Annotated in this window: 20 protein-coding genes; 8 read left to right on the top strand and 12 right to left on the bottom strand. The window is 36.9% G+C overall.

Annotated features, from left to right (window positions below; all coding sequences use genetic code 11):
- Positions 1-4: 4 nt before the first annotated feature.
- Positions 5-1,726 (bottom strand): phosphoenolpyruvate--protein phosphotransferase, encoded by a 1,722-nt coding sequence (ptsP, locus tag HNR32_RS06685; RefSeq protein WP_183860962.1) that lies wholly within the window; start codon positions 1,724-1,726, stop codon positions 5-7.
- 45 nt (positions 1,727-1,771) lie between these two features.
- Positions 1,772-2,035: an HPr family phosphocarrier protein gene (locus HNR32_RS06680; RefSeq protein ID WP_183860958.1), complete on the bottom strand. Its 264-nt coding sequence runs from the start codon at positions 2,033-2,035 to the stop codon at positions 1,772-1,774.
- A gap of 347 nt (positions 2,036-2,382) precedes the next feature.
- Here HNR32_RS06680 and HNR32_RS06675 point away from each other — a divergent pair, with 347 nt between their 5' ends.
- Positions 2,383-3,567: a MalY/PatB family protein gene (locus HNR32_RS06675; protein WP_183860956.1), complete on the top strand. Its 1,185-nt coding sequence runs from the start codon at positions 2,383-2,385 to the stop codon at positions 3,565-3,567.
- A 75-nt stretch (positions 3,568-3,642) separates the two neighbouring features.
- On the opposite strand, the gene HNR32_RS06670 is transcribed toward HNR32_RS06675, so the two are convergent.
- The 3 genes from HNR32_RS06670 to HNR32_RS06660 form a co-directional block, all read right to left on the bottom strand.
- The gene (locus HNR32_RS06670) at positions 3,643-4,587 is read right to left on the bottom strand and encodes an NAD(P)/FAD-dependent oxidoreductase (RefSeq protein ID WP_221300577.1); all 945 of its coding nucleotides are present in this window, start codon (positions 4,585-4,587) and stop codon (positions 3,643-3,645) included.
- A gap of 1 nt (position 4,588) precedes the next feature.
- Positions 4,589-4,906 (bottom strand): thioredoxin, encoded by a 318-nt coding sequence (gene trxA, locus HNR32_RS06665; RefSeq protein ID WP_183860954.1) that lies wholly within the window; start codon positions 4,904-4,906, stop codon positions 4,589-4,591.
- Between the two features lie 133 nt (positions 4,907-5,039).
- Positions 5,040-5,357, bottom strand: coding sequence for a hypothetical protein (locus HNR32_RS06660; RefSeq protein WP_183860952.1), 318 nt, complete (start codon positions 5,355-5,357; stop codon positions 5,040-5,042).
- A 239-nt stretch (positions 5,358-5,596) separates the two neighbouring features.
- Between HNR32_RS06660 and HNR32_RS06655 the strand changes: the two genes are divergently transcribed.
- From HNR32_RS06655 to HNR32_RS06630, 6 genes are all read left to right on the top strand, one after another.
- Positions 5,597-6,292 carry a response regulator transcription factor gene (locus tag HNR32_RS06655; protein ID WP_183860950.1) on the top strand — a complete coding sequence of 232 codons (696 nt, stop codon included), beginning with the start codon at positions 5,597-5,599 and terminating at the stop codon, positions 6,290-6,292.
- The gene (locus HNR32_RS06650; protein WP_183860948.1) at positions 6,267-7,835 is read left to right on the top strand and encodes a sensor histidine kinase; all 1,569 of its coding nucleotides are present in this window, start codon (positions 6,267-6,269) and stop codon (positions 7,833-7,835) included. Before HNR32_RS06655 ends, HNR32_RS06650 begins: the two co-directional genes overlap by 26 nt.
- 59 nt (positions 7,836-7,894) lie before the next feature.
- Complete coding sequence (locus HNR32_RS06645; protein ID WP_183860946.1) at positions 7,895-9,259, top strand: NAD(P)-dependent oxidoreductase; 1,365 nt, start codon at positions 7,895-7,897, stop codon at positions 9,257-9,259.
- A gap of 133 nt (positions 9,260-9,392) precedes the next feature.
- Complete coding sequence (locus HNR32_RS06640) at positions 9,393-9,836, top strand: PaaI family thioesterase (protein ID WP_183860944.1); 444 nt, start codon at positions 9,393-9,395, stop codon at positions 9,834-9,836.
- 15 nt (positions 9,837-9,851) lie between these two features.
- The gene (locus HNR32_RS06635; RefSeq protein ID WP_183860942.1) at positions 9,852-11,024 is read left to right on the top strand and encodes a D-alanyl-D-alanine carboxypeptidase family protein; all 1,173 of its coding nucleotides are present in this window, start codon (positions 9,852-9,854) and stop codon (positions 11,022-11,024) included.
- 143 nt (positions 11,025-11,167) lie between these two features.
- Positions 11,168-12,121: an AEC family transporter gene (locus HNR32_RS06630; RefSeq protein ID WP_183860940.1), complete on the top strand. Its 954-nt coding sequence runs from the start codon at positions 11,168-11,170 to the stop codon at positions 12,119-12,121.
- A gap of 46 nt (positions 12,122-12,167) precedes the next feature.
- On the opposite strand, the gene feoB is transcribed toward HNR32_RS06630, so the two are convergent.
- Together feoB and HNR32_RS06620 are read right to left on the bottom strand one after the other, a co-directional pair.
- Positions 12,168-14,222, bottom strand: a complete 2,055-nt coding sequence (gene feoB, locus HNR32_RS06625; protein ID WP_183860937.1) for a ferrous iron transport protein B — start codon at positions 14,220-14,222, stop codon at positions 12,168-12,170.
- Positions 14,212-14,445: a FeoA family protein gene (locus tag HNR32_RS06620; protein ID WP_183860935.1), complete on the bottom strand. Its 234-nt coding sequence runs from the start codon at positions 14,443-14,445 to the stop codon at positions 14,212-14,214. Before HNR32_RS06620 ends, feoB begins: the two co-directional genes overlap by 11 nt.
- A 284-nt stretch (positions 14,446-14,729) precedes the next feature.
- Between HNR32_RS06620 and HNR32_RS06615 the strand changes: the two genes are divergently transcribed.
- On the top strand, positions 14,730-16,640 hold the full coding sequence (locus tag HNR32_RS06615; RefSeq protein ID WP_183860933.1) for an OPT family oligopeptide transporter: 1,911 nt from the start codon (positions 14,730-14,732) through the stop codon (positions 16,638-16,640).
- 37 nt (positions 16,641-16,677) lie between these two features.
- On the opposite strand, the gene HNR32_RS06610 is transcribed toward HNR32_RS06615, so the two are convergent.
- The 5 genes from HNR32_RS06610 to HNR32_RS06590 form a co-directional block, all read right to left on the bottom strand.
- Complete coding sequence (locus tag HNR32_RS06610; protein WP_183860931.1) at positions 16,678-17,550, bottom strand: aldose 1-epimerase family protein; 873 nt, start codon at positions 17,548-17,550, stop codon at positions 16,678-16,680.
- A gap of 155 nt (positions 17,551-17,705) precedes the next feature.
- Entirely contained in the window at positions 17,706-18,023 is a 318-nt protein-coding gene (locus HNR32_RS06605; RefSeq protein WP_183860929.1) for an L-rhamnose mutarotase, read from the bottom strand.
- Positions 18,024-18,040: 17 nt separating this feature from the next.
- Positions 18,041-19,324: an MFS transporter gene (locus HNR32_RS06600; protein ID WP_183860927.1), complete on the bottom strand. Its 1,284-nt coding sequence runs from the start codon at positions 19,322-19,324 to the stop codon at positions 18,041-18,043.
- 141 nt (positions 19,325-19,465) lie between these two features.
- Positions 19,466-20,287, bottom strand: coding sequence for a rhamnulose-1-phosphate aldolase (gene rhaD / locus HNR32_RS06595; RefSeq protein ID WP_183860925.1), 822 nt, complete (start codon positions 20,285-20,287; stop codon positions 19,466-19,468).
- 19 nt (positions 20,288-20,306) lie between these two features.
- Complete coding sequence (locus HNR32_RS06590; protein ID WP_183860923.1) at positions 20,307-21,566, bottom strand: L-rhamnose isomerase; 1,260 nt, start codon at positions 21,564-21,566, stop codon at positions 20,307-20,309.

The following is a 21,566-nucleotide window of genomic DNA, read 5'->3' as shown; positions in this document are numbered from 1 at the left end:
TATTTTATTTCTTGCTGCCGAATTTTTCCTGCAAGTATTCTTTAATATCTGAAGCATGTTCCATTTCCATGATTTTATTCATAGCTTCTTTAGCTTCAGCCATACTTACTTTACGAATCAATTCTTTAACGCGCGGAATAGATGGTGCACTCATTGAGAGTTCAGTTATCCCCATAGCCATAAGTATTACAGCTGCCATTGGATCACTGGCCATTTCGCCGCACATTCCAGCCCAAATTTTATTTTCATTGGCAGAATCAATGGTACGTTTGATAAGTGCCAATACACCAGGATTAAACGGATCATATAAATAGCTTACATTACTATTTACACGGTCAACCGCCAGAGTATATTGAATAAGGTCATTAGTCCCGATACTGAAGAAATCAACATGTTTGGCAAATATTGGTGTCATTACAGCAGCTGCTGGAGTTTCTACCATTATCCCTAATTGAACACTATCGGAAAACGGTTTATTTTCCTGTGCCAATAATACTTTAGCTTCAGCAACGATTTGTTTAACCTTATCAATTTCACTAAGTCTGATAACCATAGGCAGCATTATTGCAGCTTTACCATATACACCTGCACGTAAAATAGCTTTTACCTGCGGCATAAAGATATCACGGCGTGATAAGCAGATACGAAGTGCACGCCAGCCTAAAAATGGATTTTCTTCCTTAGGAATATTAAGATATGGTAATGGTTTATCACCACCGATATCCATAGTACGGATAACACATAAATTGCCATCGCATTTTTCTACTGCATCTTTATAGGCCTGGAACTGAGTTTCTTCATCTGGTGCTTCGCTTTTACCCATGAATAAGAATTCTGAGCGGAAAAGTCCAACACCTTCAGCACCAAAGTTAGTAACAGCAGCTTCCACGTCAAGATGTGTGCTGATATTAGCAACAAGCATAACTTTATGGCCATCAGTAGTTTCTGCTGGCAGGGAAGTAAGCTCGGCATAACGTTTTTTCATTACAGCCTGTTCTTTGATACGTTCATTAAAAGATTCTATAAGTTCTTCAGTCGGTGCTACGTATACTTCACCAGTTTCCCCATTAAGGATTAATTCATCACCGGTTTTTATATCCTTTAAGTTAGCTTCTAAGCCAACTACAGTAGGAACTGCTCTGGCTTTGGCAATAATAACAGCATGACAGGTTGTACTTCCCTGACCTAATACAACACCAGCTATGAGTTCTGCCGGCACATTAGCAATAACTGATGGTTCTATTTCATGCCCACAAAGTATAACCGGTTCAGACCCTATATCTGGTCCTTTAAGCCCCAATATTTGACGTACTACTCTTTTACCTACGTCACGGATATCAACAGCACGTTCACGGAAATAGGCATCATCCATATTTTCGAAAATAGCTGCTGATTCCTTAGCTGCAGCCAAGGCTGCTTTTGGTGCTGATTTAAGTTCGCCAGCTTTAGCAACAGCATTATCAAGAAGCATCGGGTCTTGTACCATGACACGATGTGCTTCCATTATGCCGGCTTGTTCTGGCATTTCTTTTTCGGTAAGAGTTTTTACGTTTTCTGCCAGTATTTCGGCAACTTCGCTAATTGCTTTTTTTACTTTGCTGATTTCTTCATCAGCAGTTCCGGGTTCGTATAACGCAATATATTTATCTAAATCTTGTTCAAGAGTTATAGCTTTCGCTACGACAATTCCAGCAACAACGCCTTTGCCTCGTAATTTTATTGACATTAGTAGACCTCCTTGGGGCTCTTTTACCGTTAAATAATAATATTATTATTCTTCGCCAAATTTGGATTTAACGAGGTCTGTTAATGCATCTAATGCTGCTTGTGCATCTTCACCATCAGCATTGATAGTAACATCAGTACCCTGTTGAAGACCAAGGCTCATAATCATAAGAATGCTTTTTGCATCTACGCTTTTGCCTTTTGCAGTTAATTTAATTTTTGCTTTGAATTTGTTAGCAGTCTGAACAAACATTGATGCTGGACGAGCATGTAATCCTGTTTTGTTTTCAATAGTTAATGTTTTTTCCATGAGTCTATCCCCTTTAAAAAAATAATTTAGTTATTGCAGCTATGCTGCACTTATTAAATTATACCGAATACACAAGAAAATTACCAGTAAAAATTTACATAAAGTATATAATTATTTAACAAAAATCAGATACTTTTCTTGTTTTAATATTATTTTTGCTTACGAATTATATTTTTTAATTATCATTGCATAGATTTTTTTTGTTATATTAAGTTATTATTATTTATAAATGCAAGCAATTATCTGCTATTATTTATATTCTAATCCCCTAGTAGCATTTTTCTTGCTTAAATAGTAAACTACAATTATATTTCATTTATTCACAAGAAACGAAAGAAGGTTCTGCTATGTATGATTTTACTGCGAAAATAGATAGAAAAGCTACTGGGTCAAGCAAATGGCTGATGATGAATAAAGCCAATCCTGATATCCCCGATAATATTGTGCCCTTGTCCGTTGCTGATATGGAATTATCTACTCCACCAGAAATACTTACCGGCCTGCAGGATTTTTTGCATAAGGCTTCATTAGGTTACAGCCTGCCAACAGATAATTATTTTACTGCCGTATCCAACTGGATGCAGCGCCGTCACAATTGGCATATTGAAAATGATTGGATTCTCCCTTCCCCAGGAGTAATTCCTGCTCTGTTTAATGCTGTGCGCGCTTTTACCAAAAAGCATGATGGCGTTATCGTTATGACCCCTGTTTATTATCCTTTTTTTAATTCCATACAAAAAAACAACCGGCAAATTATAAAAACATCATTGATTAACAAAGATAATCATTATTATATCGATTTTGCAGATTTTGAAAAAAAAGCCGCTGATCACAACAATAAAGTCCTTTTATTATGCAGTCCGCATAATCCCGTTGGCCGTGTCTGGACTAAAGAAGAACTGGAGAAAATTGCCGATATCTGCCTGCACCATAATGTATTAGTTATATCTGATGAGATACATTCAGATATAATCATGCCTGATTATAAACATCATGTTTTTGCCACTATAAATAACCAAATAGCTGACAATTGCATAATCTGTACAGCCCCAAGCAAAACTTTTAATATTGCCGGACTACAGGTATCAAATATAATAATAAAAAATCCCCTACTGCGTAAAAAATTCATAAAGACTGCCAGAAAAGCCGGCTATGGTATTTTGAACAGCATGGGCTACAAGGCCTGTGAACTTGCTTATAATGAATGTGAACAATGGCTGGATGAGTTTCTTGAATTAATTGTTTATAATAAAAACTTCTGCGAAAAGTTTCTGCAAAAATATATTCCAAAGATAAAAGTTATTAATCTCGAGGGCACTTATTTGCAATGGTGGGATTGCCATGCCCTTAATATGGACAAAGACGAATTGGAAAAATTCATGCAGCAAAAAGCCTATATTTTTGCCGATGAAGGCTATATTTTTGGCACAGAAGGCGACTGCTTTGAAAGAATAAATCTTGCCTGCCCAACTATAGTCTTAGAAGAAACCCTAAAGCGACTGCATAAAGCCTTAAAAAATATAAATCAGTAAAAAAAACTGCCCCCCAATAGTTAGATTTTTAGATCTAACTATTGGGGGGCAGTTTATATATAGCTACCCCATTCTTTATAATGTTTCTAAATATTTTTCTGCTGCCTGAACAGCAATTGCTCCATCATTAACAGCAGTTACTATCTGGCGGAGAAATTTTTTGCAGACATCACCAGCACCATAGATGCCGGCAACTTTAGTTGCCATATTATTATCGACGACAATATAACCTTTATCATCGGTAATATCAACATTTTTGGCAAAATTCGTTATAGGGTCATTGCCAATATAGGGGAAAATACCATCAGCATAAATGTCCTGCATTTCGCCAGTATTGGCATCCTTTATTTTTAAGCCTGCAGCCCGACCATCTTTTATCAGCACTTCCTGTGGCAGTTTATTTCTAATAACTTCTATTTTATCATTAGCTAATACTTTCTGCTGTACTGACTCATCAGCACGAAATACATCGCGCCGAATAATAATCGTAACTTTCTTTGCTACACGCGTAAGGTAAATTGACTCCTCTAATGCTGAGTTCCCCCCGCCAACAACAATAACTTCCTTATCCTTATAAAAGGCAGAATCACAAACAGCACAAAAGCTTATGCCCTTGCCAATACAAGCCTGTTCACCAAGAATATTCATCAAGCGTTCAATCGTACCTGACGCAATTATGACTACACGGCCTTGGTACTCCTTGCCATTTTTACAGATAACTGTCTTAAATTGACCTTTGTCAATAATATCGACAGCCTCGGTAAAGACAAATTCCGGACAAAGCGCTACAGTCTGTTCATACATTGACCATGCTAAATCAGCACCATTTACTGTTTTTATCCCCGGCCAATTTTCAATAGAAAAAGTCTTTACCAATTTACCGCCTGGGGCATCAGCTTCAAGTACCACAGCTTTTAAGCCAGCTCTGCTGGCATATATGGCTGCAGTCATACCAGCAGGTCCACCACCAATTATGACAATATCATAAGTATTATTATTTTCCATAATATCACTCAACATTTCATTTTAGTTCTTTTAATTTTTTTACAAGTTCATCCTCAGGAATAAAACCACTCATAGTACCTACGGCTTCACCTTTAGCTATAAAATATAATGTAGGTACAACTTCCACATTGTATTTTTGTGCTAATTCCATTTCCTGATCGATATCGATTTTTACAATATCGACATCGACTTCACCCTTGGCCTCAATCGATTCAAATACACGTCCCAGCATTTTGCATGGGCCGCACCATGTTGCAAAAAAGTCCACCAAAAATGTTTTCTTTTCCGCCATCATTTTATCAAAAAGTTCTTTATCTGCATGAATTATTGCCATGACAGATCCCCCTCTCATATATATAAATTATTTACTATATTATAATTCATAACTTACTATTTGTCACGCTTTTTAATATTATATGTTTATAAACCATTAAAACTAACGACTAATAATTATGATTATCATTTATTTAGTTTTCATTTACCTGCAACCGGGCTTTTGTTCCCCAAATTTGTCCGCTAAGAATTTTTTTCTGTTCAATATTTTTCTTATTGCTTGTTAATTCTTCTCTAAATGCATCCTTTTTCCCTGCTTCATCGGCAATTTGTCCAAAGGTTTTATTAGTCTGGTAGCTTTCCTGCAAAACACTATTTACTGAGCGATTTGTCAGCTGCGATACTATTTGTGCCTGCTGTACCTCAGCTGCCGTTGCCGCAAATGCTGTAATTGATGCCATCACGATTCCTAAAACCACTGCTAAAATTATAATAATTTTTTTTCCAGCCATCACCAAACCTCATTTCCATAAATTACTAAATTTATATTAGCAATTATTTATGACAAAATAATGACAATACCATTAAATACTCATTATTTCATACCATAAAAAAAACATATTTGTTTGCTACTATTTATTTGTTAAAGAATCTGTTAAATTAAAGGTATAAGATAAATACATTACTAAGGTATATATTACAATTTCGAGAAATATTTATTAATTTATCTAATAAAAGAAAGGATATACTTATGAAAAATATGCTGATTGCTGAAGATAATGAACAAATTGCCACAGTTTTAGGAGAATATGCCCGGCAGGAAGATTTTAATGTTTTTTTTGCTGCTGACGGATTAGAAGCCACTGAAATATTCAATAAAGAAAAACTTGATATCGTATTACTTGATATTATGATGCCCCATAAAGATGGCTTTGCCGTCTGCCGCGATATCAGAAAAACTTCTAATGTTCCCGTAATAATGATAACAGCACGCGGCGAAGATTTCGAACGCATAATGGGACTTGATATCGGTGCTGATGATTATATTGTTAAACCTTTTTCACCAGCTGAGGTAATGGCTAGAGTTCGTGCCGTATTACGCCGCTTAGACACATCGTCTTCTGACAAGACACATATCTTAAAATACGATGATATGACGGTAGACCTTAACAGTTATGCTGTAAGTGTCAAGGATACTGATATATCGCTTACAAAAAAAGAAATTGAGCTATTATGGCTGCTGGCATCAAATTACGGCAAAGTATTTTCGCGTGATAATCTGCTTGACAGTATTTGGGGCTATGATTATTTTGGTGATACCCGCACAGTTGATTCCCATATCAAACGACTGCGTGCCAAATTAAACACCAAAAGTATTTATGGAAAAATGATAAAAACAGTTTGGGGGGTAGGGTATAAATTTGAAGCCGCAGAAAATGAAAATTAAAATTGTCTATAAATTATTTGCTTTTTTCACTATTCTCCTATTCATTTTTATGCTTATAATCAATAGTTTCTTCTATTTCTTTTTCAATAAACAAACAATTGAACTCCATCGCAATGATCTTAAAGAAAAAGTTGTTACGATTGCTAATACTATCGGCTTATTTTTACAGGATGATATTCCGGCTAATGCCCCTCCCCCCTATCTGCATTCGCAACAAAATCATATGGGGATGATGGATTCAAATTCGAATATGAACATGACTGTCCCCCCCCCTATCGATCCTAAGCTGCCTTATTATCGAGCATTGGGCTACTATATAAAATTACTCAATAAGATGGATATGTGCGATATCTGGATTATAAACAATAACCATCAATTTCTTATAAGCAATAACCGACATCATAAACCTGTTGAATACAATGATCTGCCTACCGGCGGCATTGATGTTATAAATAAAGCGTTAAAAGGTGAAACTATTGTTGCCAACAGCTTCAGCAGTGTACTAGGCACTCCTGCTACCACAGCTGCTGCCCCAATTAAAGACGCCCAAGGGAACTATGTTGGTGCTGTCCTTATGCATGCACCTATCAGCCAGCTTGATACCTCGGTTTTTTACGTCATAAAACTGCTTGGCATTAGCTCTTTACTGGCTATGTTTTTATCTCTGCCGGCCTCGCTGCTGTTGTCCTATTACTTTACCAATCCGCTGCGTAAAATGAAACAAACTGCCTTAGCTATTGCTGACGGCAATTATACTAATAAAACAGACATACATCATTCTGATGAAATAGGTGATCTGGCCATTTCCCTCGAACAAATGGGTACACGACTGGCCGCCGCTGCTGAAGAAAGCGGCCGCATTGATAAAGCACGCCGTATATTCACTGCTAATGTTTCCCATGAATTACGCACACCTGTTGCCGTATTACGGGCATCACTCGAGGCTCTTACTAACGGCGTTATTAAAGACCCCGAAAAACAAAAAGAGTATCACCAGCAAATGCTCAAAGAAACCATTTATTTAGAACGTTTGGTCAATGATATGCTGGAATTATCCAAACTGCAAAATCCTGATTTTAAAACTGAAAAATCAAAATTTATCTTAAATGATTTAATTAATGATGCCGCCCGCGCTATGCGTCCTTTTGCCGCAGCCAAACAAATTGCTATCAAAAACGATATTGCTATACCACCTACTGAATTTACCGGTGACTATGGCCGTTTACGCCAAATGATAATTATTGTGCTTGATAACGGCATTAAATTTTCGCCAGCTAATGGTATTATCGAGATGCAGCTTACTGCTGATAATAATATCTGCCTGCAGATAAAGGATCATGGCTGCGGCATAGATGATTCCATATTAGGCCATATATTTGACCGTTTTCATAAAGTCAATAATGAACGCAATAAAAACGGTACCGGCTTGGGTCTGGCCATTGCCCAACAAATAGCCACCCGCCATGACATTGATATAAAGGTAGCCAGTAAACTTGATGAAGGTACGACATTTAGTTTTATCTTTCCAGAAAACACTAAATAAATAACAATAAAACTGTTATAATAAAGACAATTGGAAAAATAAGGGAGGATTGAAGTATTTTGGAAAATTTAGGAAGATTTATCGAATATGATCCAACAGGCTTTACCCTGCGCGAAGCAATTATAGAAGCAAAACGCTGTCTCAATTGCAATAAACCTCTTTGTCGTACCGGTTGTCCGATTGAAAATGAAATTCCTGATTTTATTCAGGCCATGGCTAATGGCAATTTAGGTCTAGCCAGTACAATTATTGCCCATCGCAGTAATTTACCGGCTGTCTGTGGCCGCGTCTGCCCGCATGAAAAACAATGTGAAGGCGCCTGCATTTTAAATAAACGCGGCAAGGGCATAAAAATCGGCAAAATTGAGCGTTTTATTGCCGATATGGATGGAGAACTCTCCTTAACCGCTGCTATAATAAAAAAGAAAGAGGCTGGTAAAATAGCCGTTATCGGCTCTGGTCCAGCTGGTCTCACCGTTGCTGGGGATTTAGCCAAAATTGGTTTTTCCGTAACTGTATTCGATGCCCAACAGGAAGCTGGCGGTGTATTGATGTACGGTATTCCAGAATTTCGTCTTCCCAAACAGGTAGTTCGTCGTGAAGTGAAAAAAATAGCCAATCTAGGCGTAGAATTTAAATTAAATACCATGATTGGTCCAAGTCTTACTATTGATAAATTATTTGCCGATGGATTTGATGCTGTCTTTATTGGAACAGGTAATGCCTTAGCTAAATCTCTGCCTCTGCCGGGAATAAAACTGCCCGGTGTAATGCAGGCCACTTATTTTCTCCAAATGGTTTCTTTGGCTAATCAAGGCAGCATCAGCAGTATTGAAGTTCCTATTCATAGTGGTGATAACGTCGTGGTAATCGGTGCCGGCAATACTGCTATTGATGCCGCCCGTACTGCCGTACGCCGCGAAGCAGCTTCGGTAACTATCATAAATCGTAATCGCGCTGAAGAAATGGCCGCCTTGCCGTCAGAAGTATCAGCTGCCTGTGATGAAGGTGTACATATAATTTCTTTACGCAGCCCCATGGAATTAATCGGCGAATATTTTGTTACCGGACTTCGCTGTAATATTGTCCACGATCCTGGCAAAGACAAAAATCTTATAATAACAGAAAAGTCCACCATTATCCCTGCTAATAAAGTAATAATTGCCATCGGGCAACGTCCTGCCAGTCGTATAATCGGTTCTACTAAGGGTATTGAAGTAGATAAAGCCGGATATGTAAAAACGCGTCCCAATCCTTATGGCATGACTATGCGCAGCGGCGTATTTTCCGGTGGTGATGTTGTCAATGGCCCGGCAACTGTAGTAAAAGCCATGAAAGATGCGAAAATGGTAGCCAAAGGTATTGCCGAATACGTTGAAGCAAAAAAACTCATGGAAAAATGCGGTTTAAAAATGATTGATTAAATAAAAAATATCCCACTTTTTTTATATTTATATTGAGGTTTATATTTTTAAGGTGTATAATGTTAAAATATTTTTGCTATATTATTAGTATTTGCTTGTGCAGACAAGAACTAAATTCATTGGAGAAATTACTATGACAAAATTCGTTTCACATTTAAATAATTGTTCATTGGAAGATGCCATAAAAGCATTTTATAACGACAATCCATTTACCAATGATTTAGGCATAAATATTAATAATATTTCATCTGATAAAATATTATTAAGCCTAAAAATAGAAAAGCGCCATACCAATGTCTATAATATCGCCCATGGCGGCGTCATTATGTCATTGGCAGATACTGCTATTGGCGCAGCCTGTCTTAGTTTAAATAAACGAGTAGTAACACTTGACTTTAACAGCAATATGCTTAAGGCTGTTCCTTTTGGCATAACTATCTACGCCAAAACTAAAATTATTCATAATGGACGTCAAACTATTGTTGTCGAATGTTCTATTGAAGATGATAAGAATAATCTATATTGTAAAAGCCGTGCTACTATGTTTGTTTTAGGTCAGCTGCAAGATAATAATTAAAAAAGAGGGATTTTCGTGCGTTTTTTTCGCTATTTGAGTTTCACCATATTACTTTTCTGCTTGTATATTGTTCCGGTTTCTGCCCAGTCTGTTTTTAATATTAATACACCACCCGAATATGGTCTTACTGCTAAATCAGCCATTTTAATTGAAGCCTCTACTGGTCGGGTTATCTTTGAAAAAAATGCCGATGCCCGTGAATATCCAGCCAGCATGACTAAAATGATGACTACTATTTTATCATTAGAAATGACCCGTCCCGATGATATTGTCCATATTTCTAATGAGGCTGCTGCCGTTGATGGTTCTTCCTTATATTTAGAAAAAGGCGATATTATGCGCATGGATGAACTACGCCAAGGCATGATGCTTGTTTCCGGCAATGATGCAGCTGTAGCTATAGCCGATGCTATAAGCGGCAATGTCCCCGCGTTTGTTGCTTTGATGAATAAAAAAGCCCAGGAAATTGGTGCTGTAAATACACATTTTGTCAATCCTAATGGCTTGCCCAATCCCCAGCATTATTCCACGGCACGTGATATTGCTAAAATAGCTGCCTATTGTTATCGCAATAAGGATTTTCGCCAAATAGTGAATACTAAAGAAAAAGCTATTCATTGGATTTCCCCTAATAAAACTGTTACCTTTGATAATACTAATCATCTATTATGGACATATTCTTACGCTAACGGCATAAAAACCGGTTATACCGACGATGCTGGCGGCTGCCTGGCAGCTTCTGCAACTGTTAATGGTGTAACCTTGATTGCTGTGGTAATGCATACAGAAGATGCTGCTGACCGATTTACCGCTGCCAGGGAATTGCTCGATTACGGCTTTAAAAAAGTTTCTTTAAAAGATGGTTATCGTAAAACTGATTTAATGCATACCGTTCATGTTCATGATGGTAAAAACGCTACTATCAATGTTACTCCAATTGAGGATATAAACTATCCTATTATCAGTGGTCAGGATAACAAAGAATACTCTATAAAAATGAATATTCCCCGCTACGTTGATGCTCCCATAAAAACCGGTGATAAAGTAGGAACTGTTGATCTTTTTTATGATAATAAAAAAGTGGCAGAAATTCCTGTTGTTGCTGATAGCCCAAGTCCTAAGGGTTTTAATATCAAATCTCTTTGCTATAATATCTTTGATCATATTAGTGACTTATGGACAGCTTAATAATAGCTCCCGCTTTTTTAAAGTGGGAGCTATTATTTTATTTACTTTGCCAAAAGTATATATGAATCAAGCTAGACGCTACTATCCCATTATGTTATACTATTTTTCATTGATAATAGTGAATATATTAGGAGGTCATTATTTTGACTGTTTTTTTACATGCCATTGCCGGCGTACTTACACTGCTTTTAATGGGACTTGCCGGTTATTTTATGGCTTATAAACAATGGATAACTCCAGACAATAAATCATTATTGCCTAAATTAGTTAATTATATTTCCCTGCCGCTCTTTTTTATATATAATTTGACTACTACTTTCAGCAAAGATAAACTGCTGCATTTAATTTCCGGGGCAGCTATTCCTTTTATTGCCATGATCATTTGCTTTCTCATCAGTTTTTTACTGGTTCGCTTATTAGATATCCGCCAAAATCACCGCGGTACCTTTTGTTCTTCTTTTACTAATTCCAATTCTATATTTGTCGGCATCCCTGTTACAGTAGCCTTATTCGGTCAGGACGCTGTCCCCTATGCCTTATTATTTTTCTTTGCCAATACTACACTATTCTGGTCATTAGGTAATGCCCTCATTCAATCTGATGCCAATAAAAAGTCCTGCTGGCGTGATTATTTAACACTTGCTACCTTGCGTAAAATATTTTCACCCCCCATATGCGGCTTTTTACTCGCTATCCTTTTTATCCTATTAAATATAAAATTACCAGCTTTTATAATGGATACGGCTAAATATCTCGGCAATATGACCACGCCGGTAGCGCTTATTTTTATTGGGGCTACATTATATTCAATGAATTTTAGAAAAATCTCTTTTAATCGTGATTTAAACGGTGTTTTATTTGGTCGTTTTATTATTGCACCCCTTATTACTTTTATTGTAGCTTCATTTTTTCCCATACCAACACTTATGTTAAAGGATTTTATCATCATGGCTTCGCTGCCAGCAATGATACAAACAGTACTTCTCTCAAGTCTGTATAAAGCCGATGTTGAATATGCCACCACCATTGTTTCTTTAACCACTGTAGCATCAATTATCACCATTCCCATATATATGCTGTTATTTAGTTTTATGTAAAAAAAGCTGTAAACAATGCCTTCTGACATTGTTTACAGCTTTTTTATTATCTAAGTAATAATCTTCCAAACTGATACAATATAACAGCTATAAACCAAGCTACAAATAGTTGAAAAAATACTGAAAATACTGCCCATCTTATTTTGCCAGTCTCTTTTTTTATTGTCACTATACTGGCTATACAAGGCGTATATAACAAACAAAAAACCATTAGTACATAAGCGTTAAGCTGGGTAAAACCGACATTAGCCAATTGTTTTACAACGCTGCTCGTGCCCATTACCGAATTTATATCAGACACACCATATAATATGCTGACACTTGAAACAACAACTTCCTTAGCTGCTATCCCTGACAATAATGCCACTACCAGCTGCCATACATCAAGCCCAGCTAAAGATAACAACGGTGCTGCGGCTTTGCCAATATAAGCGCCAAAGCTGTCACTAATATTAGTGACCATTCCATTCATATTAAAATGTAAAATGAACCACATCAATAATGATGCCACAAAAATAGTCGTTCCGGCCTTAGATAAATATGACTTTACTTTTTCCCAGGCATAAATAAAAATTGATAGAACATTAGGTGTCTTATATTCCGGCAGCTCAATAAGCAATGTATTACTGCTCTTACTTTTATCAATACGAGAGAATAACAGCGCTAAAGCAATGGCTACAATTATACCAACTACATATAATGAAAAAGCCACATACATTGCCATGTCACCAAAAAACATGCCCGAAAATAGAATATAGATTGGCAGACGCGCACTACAGGACATAAATGGCGTGATTAATATTGTTTTTAAACGATCCCGCGGATTTTCCAGCGCCCGTGAAGCCATTATTGCTGGTACACTACAGCCAAAACCCAATAACAACGGAATAAATGCCCGCCCTGATAAACCTACTTTCCCCATAAGTCCGTCCATTACATAGGCTACCCGCGACATATATCCACTATCTTCCAGTACGGCTAACGCCAAAAACAAAATAAATATATTAGGCAAAAATGCCAATATACTGCCCACACCAGCAATTATCCCATCAATAAGCAAAGAATTTATCACGGGACTGACATTTATGCTTGTGAGTAAATTTTGTAAAACTCCGGCAGTTATATCAATCCCCTGCACTATCCACTCTTGGAAAAAATCACCAATAGTAAATGTCAGAAAAAATATAAATGCCATTATTGCTAAAAAAACCGGCATTCCCAAGTAACGGTGCGTTAAAACAGTATCTATTTTGTCAGTGCTCTGTGATTCTTTGTCCTTGTTGAATAATACTTCTTCAATTATTTCTTCAATAAAATCATATTTTTGTTTTATAATTTCTTTTTCATAACTTTTATCAATAATTTCAGGTATTTCCAAAGGATATTTATTCATTATTTCTTCATCATAGGCCAATAACTTCAAGGCATGCCAGCGTGGATTTTCTATGCTGCCATACTTTTCCCATAAGGCATTTTCAATAGCGTCAATCTTATCTTCCAACCAATCACTATAGACTACTACAGTATCCTTATGATGATTATGACGATGTCGGCTTTTTTGTTCCTTTATTTCATGTTGGTGTTCAATACTGTCCTTACGCGGATGATTTTTATGATGAGCTACTGCATGTAATAGAATCTGCAGACCTTTTTTGCGGCGGGCGCATACCGGAATAACCGGTACCCCGAGCATTTCCGGCAGCCGATGCAGATCTATATCCATACCGCGTTCTTCAATTACATCCATCATATTGAGAGCAATAATAAGCGGTTTTCCCAGCTCGATTAATTGCAGGGCTAAATACAGATTGCGCTCTAAAGAAGAAGCATCGACTACATCAACAATGATATCAACTTCATCTTCCAGTATATATTGCCGCGACAATCGTTCTTCCATCGTATATGAGGTCAAGCTGTATATTCCCGGCAAATCAACTAATTTATATTGATTGTTATGATACTTTAATGCCCCTTCTTTTTTTTCAACGGTTACACCCGGCCAATTAGCAACTTTCAAATGGGCTCCGGTATAAGCATTAAACAAGGTCGTTTTACCACAATTAGGATTGCCGATAAATGCTACATGCACATCATTTTTCATTATTTATTTCTCCAATCTCTATGCCTGCAGCAATTTGTCTCCCCAATGCAAAACGTGTTCCACGCACTTTCAATATAATAGCTCCACAACGTTTTTTATTTAAAATTGTAAGCATTACTCCTGTTGTCATTCCCAGCATTTCTAAGCGGCGCTCAATATCTTCTTCCAAATACATATCCTGTACAATATAGGAATGAGCAATTTTTCCGTCAGATAAAATCATTAAGTAATCTACTCCATTATCTTTTATATCTTTTCAACAAAATTTCTTAGCTATCACTGTCTATATCTTATTAAATCAGTATAATAGAATGTATAATTAAAATCAATATAGATTAATATAAAAGCTCCTTTTCATAATATCTCCGTTTAAATATTATATGCCGTTAATATAGTATAATTTTATGGTTTTATTAGCATTTATAAAGTATAATAAAATATATACTTTACATTTTATTAACAGTACACTTTACTAATAGTGCATCTGTTGCATACTGGAGGAGTTTTATGTCAGAAAACAAAAAATTTCTATCTCCCCATAAAGAATATCAGGAAATAAATGCCTATGTTATTTTTTGGGGACTATTCTATGCGGCAATTTTTGCCTTGGCCATTGGTTATCTATGTCTAAAAATTGGTCAGACCGTAGATGCATTTGCCCCTGTATCAGCTATGGCCATGGGTGTTGCCGCTATGTTGAAACGCAAAAATGCCTTTCCGGAAAATATACATATTCAAGCCATAGCCAGTGCTGGTACCAATGGCATTGGCGGCGCCATGTTTATCTTACCTGCTTTTTACATATTAGGCAATGATAATCTAAGCTATTTTGAGCTGGCCGTTCCCATTGTACTCGGCAGTCTTTTAGGCGTACTTATTGCCGCAGTTTTTCGCTCTTATTTTTGTGAAGAACGAGCTGATATCTATCCCTTTCCTGCTGGACAGGCCGCTGCTGAAGTTTTAACCTCTAACGAAAAAAGCAAAGTCAAATTAATGATTGGCAGCAGTATTATCGCTCTTATTTACGATTTTATCCTCAATACCTTCGGTTGGTGGCAGGAAGTAATATCTACAACAGCCACCAGCTGGGGCACCCAGCTTGCTATTAAAACAAAATTAATGTTTAGTCTTGATACCGAAACAGCCCTGCTTGGTATTGGATATTTTACTGGTCTACGTTATGCGGCTATAATAACCGCTGGTTCTTTTTTCTCTTGGTCGGTATGTATTCCGATTATTTATTACCTTGGCGGTGACCATCAAATGCTTGTTGATGGCAAAACAATATTGTTAGCTAATGCTCCCATTACTGCTGTTTTCTCTGAATACGTCCGTCATATTGGGATTGGCATGCTGGCTATGGCTGGCATCATTGGTCTTGTATCTATGTCTAAAGTAATGCTGCATGTCGTAAAAAATGTATTCAGTGAATTATTTAAATCGTCTAATAAAATATCGGCAAAACTTCTGCGTACACAGCAGGATTTACCAATGTCCGCCATTGTCGGTGGTGCTATAGCCATCGTTATACTTTTTACCGCTTTTTTCCATTTATATTTTGCCCAAACTATATTACAGACTATCCTAGCACTTATTATTATTACTGCCTTTACCATGCTATTTTCTATTGTAGGTATCAGCTCCATTGCCTTTACTAGCAGTGAACCGGTATCAGGCATGACTATTTTTATGCTTATTATATCCTCTGTGGTATTAGGCAAGGCTGGTATGCATGGCAGCGGCGGCATTACTGCCGTGCTTATGATGGCTGCTTTTTTATGTACATCACTTGGTGTATCTGGCAATTTTATGTCAGAATTAAAAGTAGCTAATTTATTAGGTGCTACACCGCGTAAAATGGAGCAATGGCAGCTTGTTTCTCTTACAATGACAGCAATATTATCTATTGGTGTTATCATTTTATTAAACCAAGCCTATGGTTTTGTTGGCAAAGGTGCTTTGCATGCTCCTCAGGCTAATGCCATGGCTGCAATTATACAACCATTAATGGATGGCGGTAGCGCTCATTGGCCGTTATATTTAGCCGGTGCTTTTATGGCTATAGTATTATGGATGATGAAAGTACCACCATTAGCATTTGCTTTAGGCGCATATCTGCCAATGGAAATAAATACACCTTTGTTGGTTGGCGGTGTTATCTCTTACCTTGTATCGCACAGCAGCAAAGATAGTGTCATAAATTCTCTGCGCCTGAGCAAAGGACAAACTATTGCTTCCGGCCTTATTGCTGGTGGTGCTATCGGCAGTCTTCTAAGTGCCATATTACGTATTTTCGGCTGCAATTATTTTCAAACAGTTTGGAGCAATAGCCCGGCAGCTACTTACATTGGCTTATTGCTTTATCTCTTATTGTGTGTTTTTATTTATAAAAAGGCCACTAATATTACTGCCAAATAATCAAAAATCCCGCTGTAATTAATACAGCGGGATTTTTTTAACTATAAATCTCAATATCATAATGAGCAGCAAATTCAGCTCCACCAGCTATGCTATTGCCATATTCTCTATCACCTAGATTGCCAGAAAAATTATCACTGTCACAACGACCATACCATGGTTCAATACAGATAAATGGTGCATTTTTATTAGGCGGTGACCAAATACCTGTTACCGGTGCAGCAAAATGCATTGTAAGATACGGCTTATCATTATTGTCCAGCATAGCAACTTCCTTAATCTGATAATCTTCAAAAACTAAAGCATCATAAGCAAATACATCTTTTGTAAACTGCCATTTTCCTTCTATCAAAGGCAAATCGTAAACTTTATCCAGCAGCAGTGAATCCTTGCCCAATAGTTTATATTGCAAATTATCTTTAATATTAAATTGCAATTTACACATATCTGCTTCATCAATCGGACACATAAATGCCGGATGTGCACCAATTGAAAAATGCATTATTTTATTATCCATATTGATTACACGCCAACGAACCTGCACTTTACGCCCTATCAGTTCATATTCAATTATAAGCTTAAAGTTAAACGGATAATTCTCATATGTCAGGCTATCACTATTTAATACCAATGCTATTTTATGCTTATTACCAGAATCCAATAATTCAAACTGCCTATCTCTGGCAAAGCCGTGCTGGCTCATATTATAATTTTTACCCTCATATGTAAAATGATTATTTTTAAATCTGCCCACCAATGGAAATAATATTGGTGATGTTCTTTTCCAATATGCCGGATCGGCCAACCACATATATTCCCGACCATTTTCTAAAGAAATCAAAGAGCGTAATTCTGCTCCTAAACTATTTATTTGAATTTTTATATACTCATTTTCTAATTCATACATCATATTTTTCATCCCCTTTATATTATTTTTTCAAAATACAAAATTATATAAATATATGTATATAATTATAACATAACTAATATATCCCTGCCTAATAAAATAACCACAGCCATGTCGACTGTGGTTATTTTTGGGGATAACTGAAGGGGATATTTTATCTATTCTAGAAAAAATACCTGCTGCATTTTTGGCTGAGCGCCAGTTTCCGTATCCATTTCCATTGTCATTACATCCTTCATATATTCATTCCATTTGTCGACAACTGCGCTTTTTGCCTGATACTTTTCAGCATATTGTACACCTTTGTCACATTCAAAATAACCGAAAACTTCATTGCCAACATTCCAAATTGTATAGTTTTTTATACCGGCATCTTTTAATACAATTTTCATTTCCGGCCAGATATTATCATGACGCTTTTTATATTCCTGTAATTTACCATCTTTTATCATAGCTTTCCAGGCAAATCGTTCCATTTTATCAGCTTCCTTTATTATTTAACTAAATGTCCATAACGTTCTATTTCTATATCTTTTAATGTTTTGCCACTGGTATTTGGCGCGCCAATAGTTCCAATAATCCAGCTGATAAAGGCAAATGCTACCATCAGCATGGCTGCATATCTAAAGCCCAGTGTCTGCATGATAATCGGTACACTAAAGCCCCAAATCGCTGCTGCTATACGTGTAATAAAGAAAGTAAGTCCCTGTGCTGTAGCCCGGTATTTAGTGGGGAATAATTCCGAGCACCACAACTGATAAAAAGCCTGCTGACCTGAACCATTATTAATCCCGGCAAATACGGTAAACATAATCAACATCCACATACTGAGCATGGTTGGCGGCAACACCCATACACCCCAGCCAATAACATAAATACCACCAATAATCATATATAAGGTGCGACGGCTTACCTTGTCACCCAACTGCATAAAAATAAAATATGTTTCAATAAAAGATATTACAAATGAACCAACAGACATTATCTGTGACATACTATTGGATAAATGACCTACATGTTCATAAATATATGGCATGAAAAAGCCCCAAGTGCTGGCACATAAATTCCATACAGAATAAACACCGCATAAAAATAATACTGTTCTTAAATTTATACCCGATAAAAGTGTTTTATAAGAAACTTTTTCTACCTTTCCATCAGCAATAAGTTTTTCTTCCGCTTCCTTGGCAGCGCGCCAATCTTTTGATTCCGGCATTTTAAGGCGCTGATACCATACCCAGGCTGCCACCACTATCAAATGAGCAAATACAATCTTATTGCCAATAATACCAAACTGATTAATCCATGCTGATATCAGCAAAACAACTGCTGGCCCAAGCGCCCAGGCAAACTGGGCTGAACCGCAATGCTTAGCCCTGTTTTCCGCTGGGGCTTCTTCGGCAATAAGTGTCCATGATGCCACAATATCAGCCCCAACCCCAAGCCCAACTATAATATAACCAGTCAAAAGCATTGGATAATTAACGCCAAAAACAATAAACAGCATACCGATTATATAAATCAATAAATCATACGTATAAACAAATTTACGACCGTATTTATCGCAAATTCGCCCACCGATAAGTGCCCCGACAGCTGCCGAGCCAGCATTTGATGATAATGCTGCCAAGGCTCCCATCTGATAGCCATCCATCCCAAGATAAGACTGCCATAAACTTAGTCCGGCAGCTCCGGCTACTATAGAACCTGCATCAATATAACTTGTCATCGCCGCCAATATCGTTTTTTTCCAAGGTGATGGTTCTGTATATTCCATATTTCTCCCTCACTTATATAATATATATTTAATTAATAAAATTTTTATATGAGTATTTTTTCTGATTTTTTTGTAAATATTTATTTTAGTATTATAGCGATTATCTGCTGACCGTATTATTACGGCCAGCAAATATTTTTTTTATTTATCAAGAAACTCTTCATTTAAAGCAATATTAAATTCCCGACCTAAGTCACGAAAACCCTTATCGCTGATGGTTTGTTTTTTTCCACCCATAGATATGACCTTTACAGCTATCTCTGCTGCTTTTTCTACTGTGTCCATAAAACCAAAGGCTTCATCAAAATCCTGACCTGCACAAAAAACTCCATGATGCGCCCAAATAACAGCATTATATTTTTTCATGAGTTCACCAGTGGCATCAGCTATTGCTTTGCCGCCTGGTACCATCCAGGGAACAACACCGATTCCTTCGGGAAATATAACGGGAACTTCTGTCATCATTTCCCATAATTCATGGGTAAAAGCTTTAGCAGTAAGCGGTAATATAAAGGTTAAAGCAATTGCATTTATTGGATGAGCATGATAAATAACCCTGTTTTTCCCATTGGTAATTTCTTTTTTTATAGCATGGTTCATTAAATGAGTAGGCAGCTCACTGGTAGGACGTCCACCATGTTCCAATCCCCATACAATGCTGTAATTCTCGCCTTTTTCGTCAATTTTTATTACAGCGATATTATCTTCTGGTGCCAAAATAACATTGCGCATATATTTGCCGCTGCCGCTTACTACAAAATATTCTCCGGCCAGATTAGGCACAGCTGCACCTATAACTTGCCACTCCACTGCTGGTTTTAATGACGGCAGTATTTCTTCCAATTCCTGTTTTTTTATACGATAACTGAAATTACCGCCATTTCTTTCATGCCAGCCTTTTTTAAACGCATCATCAGTCAGGCGAATATAGCCCTGCATAAATTCTTTATCTGTTATAGCCAATTTTATCCCTCATTTTTTATTAAACTGCCAGTAATACTTTCTTCTGGCGTTTTGCTAAAACATCTTGTTCATATTTTTTTATTTCGTCAAACCAGGCTTTTCCCTGTGGTACATTCTGCATTTCACAATAATAATCCCAAACACTGCCAAACGGACAGGTTTTTAATTCTTCCAAGGTCACCATAAGTTCAGTGAAATCAGCATTATCCTGCATTTTTCTCAAAGCTGCATGTGGCATTAACGATCCATATAATATCGCTTTTTCCATATTGCGCATACCAATAACCCATGCAGCTACACGATTAATACTGGCATCAAAGAAATCAAGACCTATAAATACACGATTTAAGGCATCACAACGAACAAGCTCCTTGCCTATTTCTTTAAGTTCATCATCAAATAAAATTACATGGTCACTGTCCCAACGAACTGGGCGGCTTACATGCAATGCCAAATATTCATTAAACAGAAGCATTGTGGAAATTTTATCAGATACAACTTCTGTTGGATGATAATGACCTGTATCAAGCAGACACATCTTATTATTTTTGGCAGCATAATTCATATAAAATTCATGCGAACCTACAGTACATGATTCTACACCGATACCAAATACTTTACCTTCAATACTATCAAGCATATATTTTTCATCATAATTTTCCGTGAATATTTCATCAAGTGCTTCTTTTAAGCGGCGGCGTGGACCAATTTTATCAGCTGGTACATCCTTATAACCATCTGGCACCCAGATATTATTTAAAGCTGTTATTGATAATTCTTTGCCAAAATAAGCTGCTATTTTGCGGCTGGCCTTGCCATGTTCAATCCAAAAATCGCGAATACTTTTATCGGGATTAGATAATGTAAGATTATCTGCTGCTTTAGGATGGGAGAAAAATGTCGGGTTAAAATCAAGTCCTAAGTTATTTTCCTTGGCAAAATCGACCCAATCCTTAAAATGTCTTGGTTCTAGTTTATCCCTATCTACTTTTTCCTTAGTGATAGCATAGGATGCATGCAAGTTCAATTTATGATCACCAGGAATAAGTGATAATGCTTCTTTAATATCACTCATAAGTTCTGCCGGATTAGATGCCCGTCCCGGATAATTGCCGGTAGTAGATATACCACCAGTAAGTTCAGTAGAATCAAAGCCTAATACATCATCGCCCTGCCAGCAGTGCATTGATACACGTACTTTTTTTAATTTTTCCAAAGCTGCATCAACATCGACTCCCATTTTCCCATACATTTCTTTTGCTTCATCAATCTTTGCCAT

The sequence above is a fragment of the Pectinatus brassicae genome (assembly GCF_014201835.1).
GTDB classification, from domain to species: domain Bacteria; phylum Bacillota; class Negativicutes; order Selenomonadales; family Selenomonadaceae; genus Pectinatus; species Pectinatus brassicae.
The sequence above is the reverse complement of the archived record's forward strand: the minus strand, read 5'-3'. Positions and strand labels throughout refer to the sequence as shown.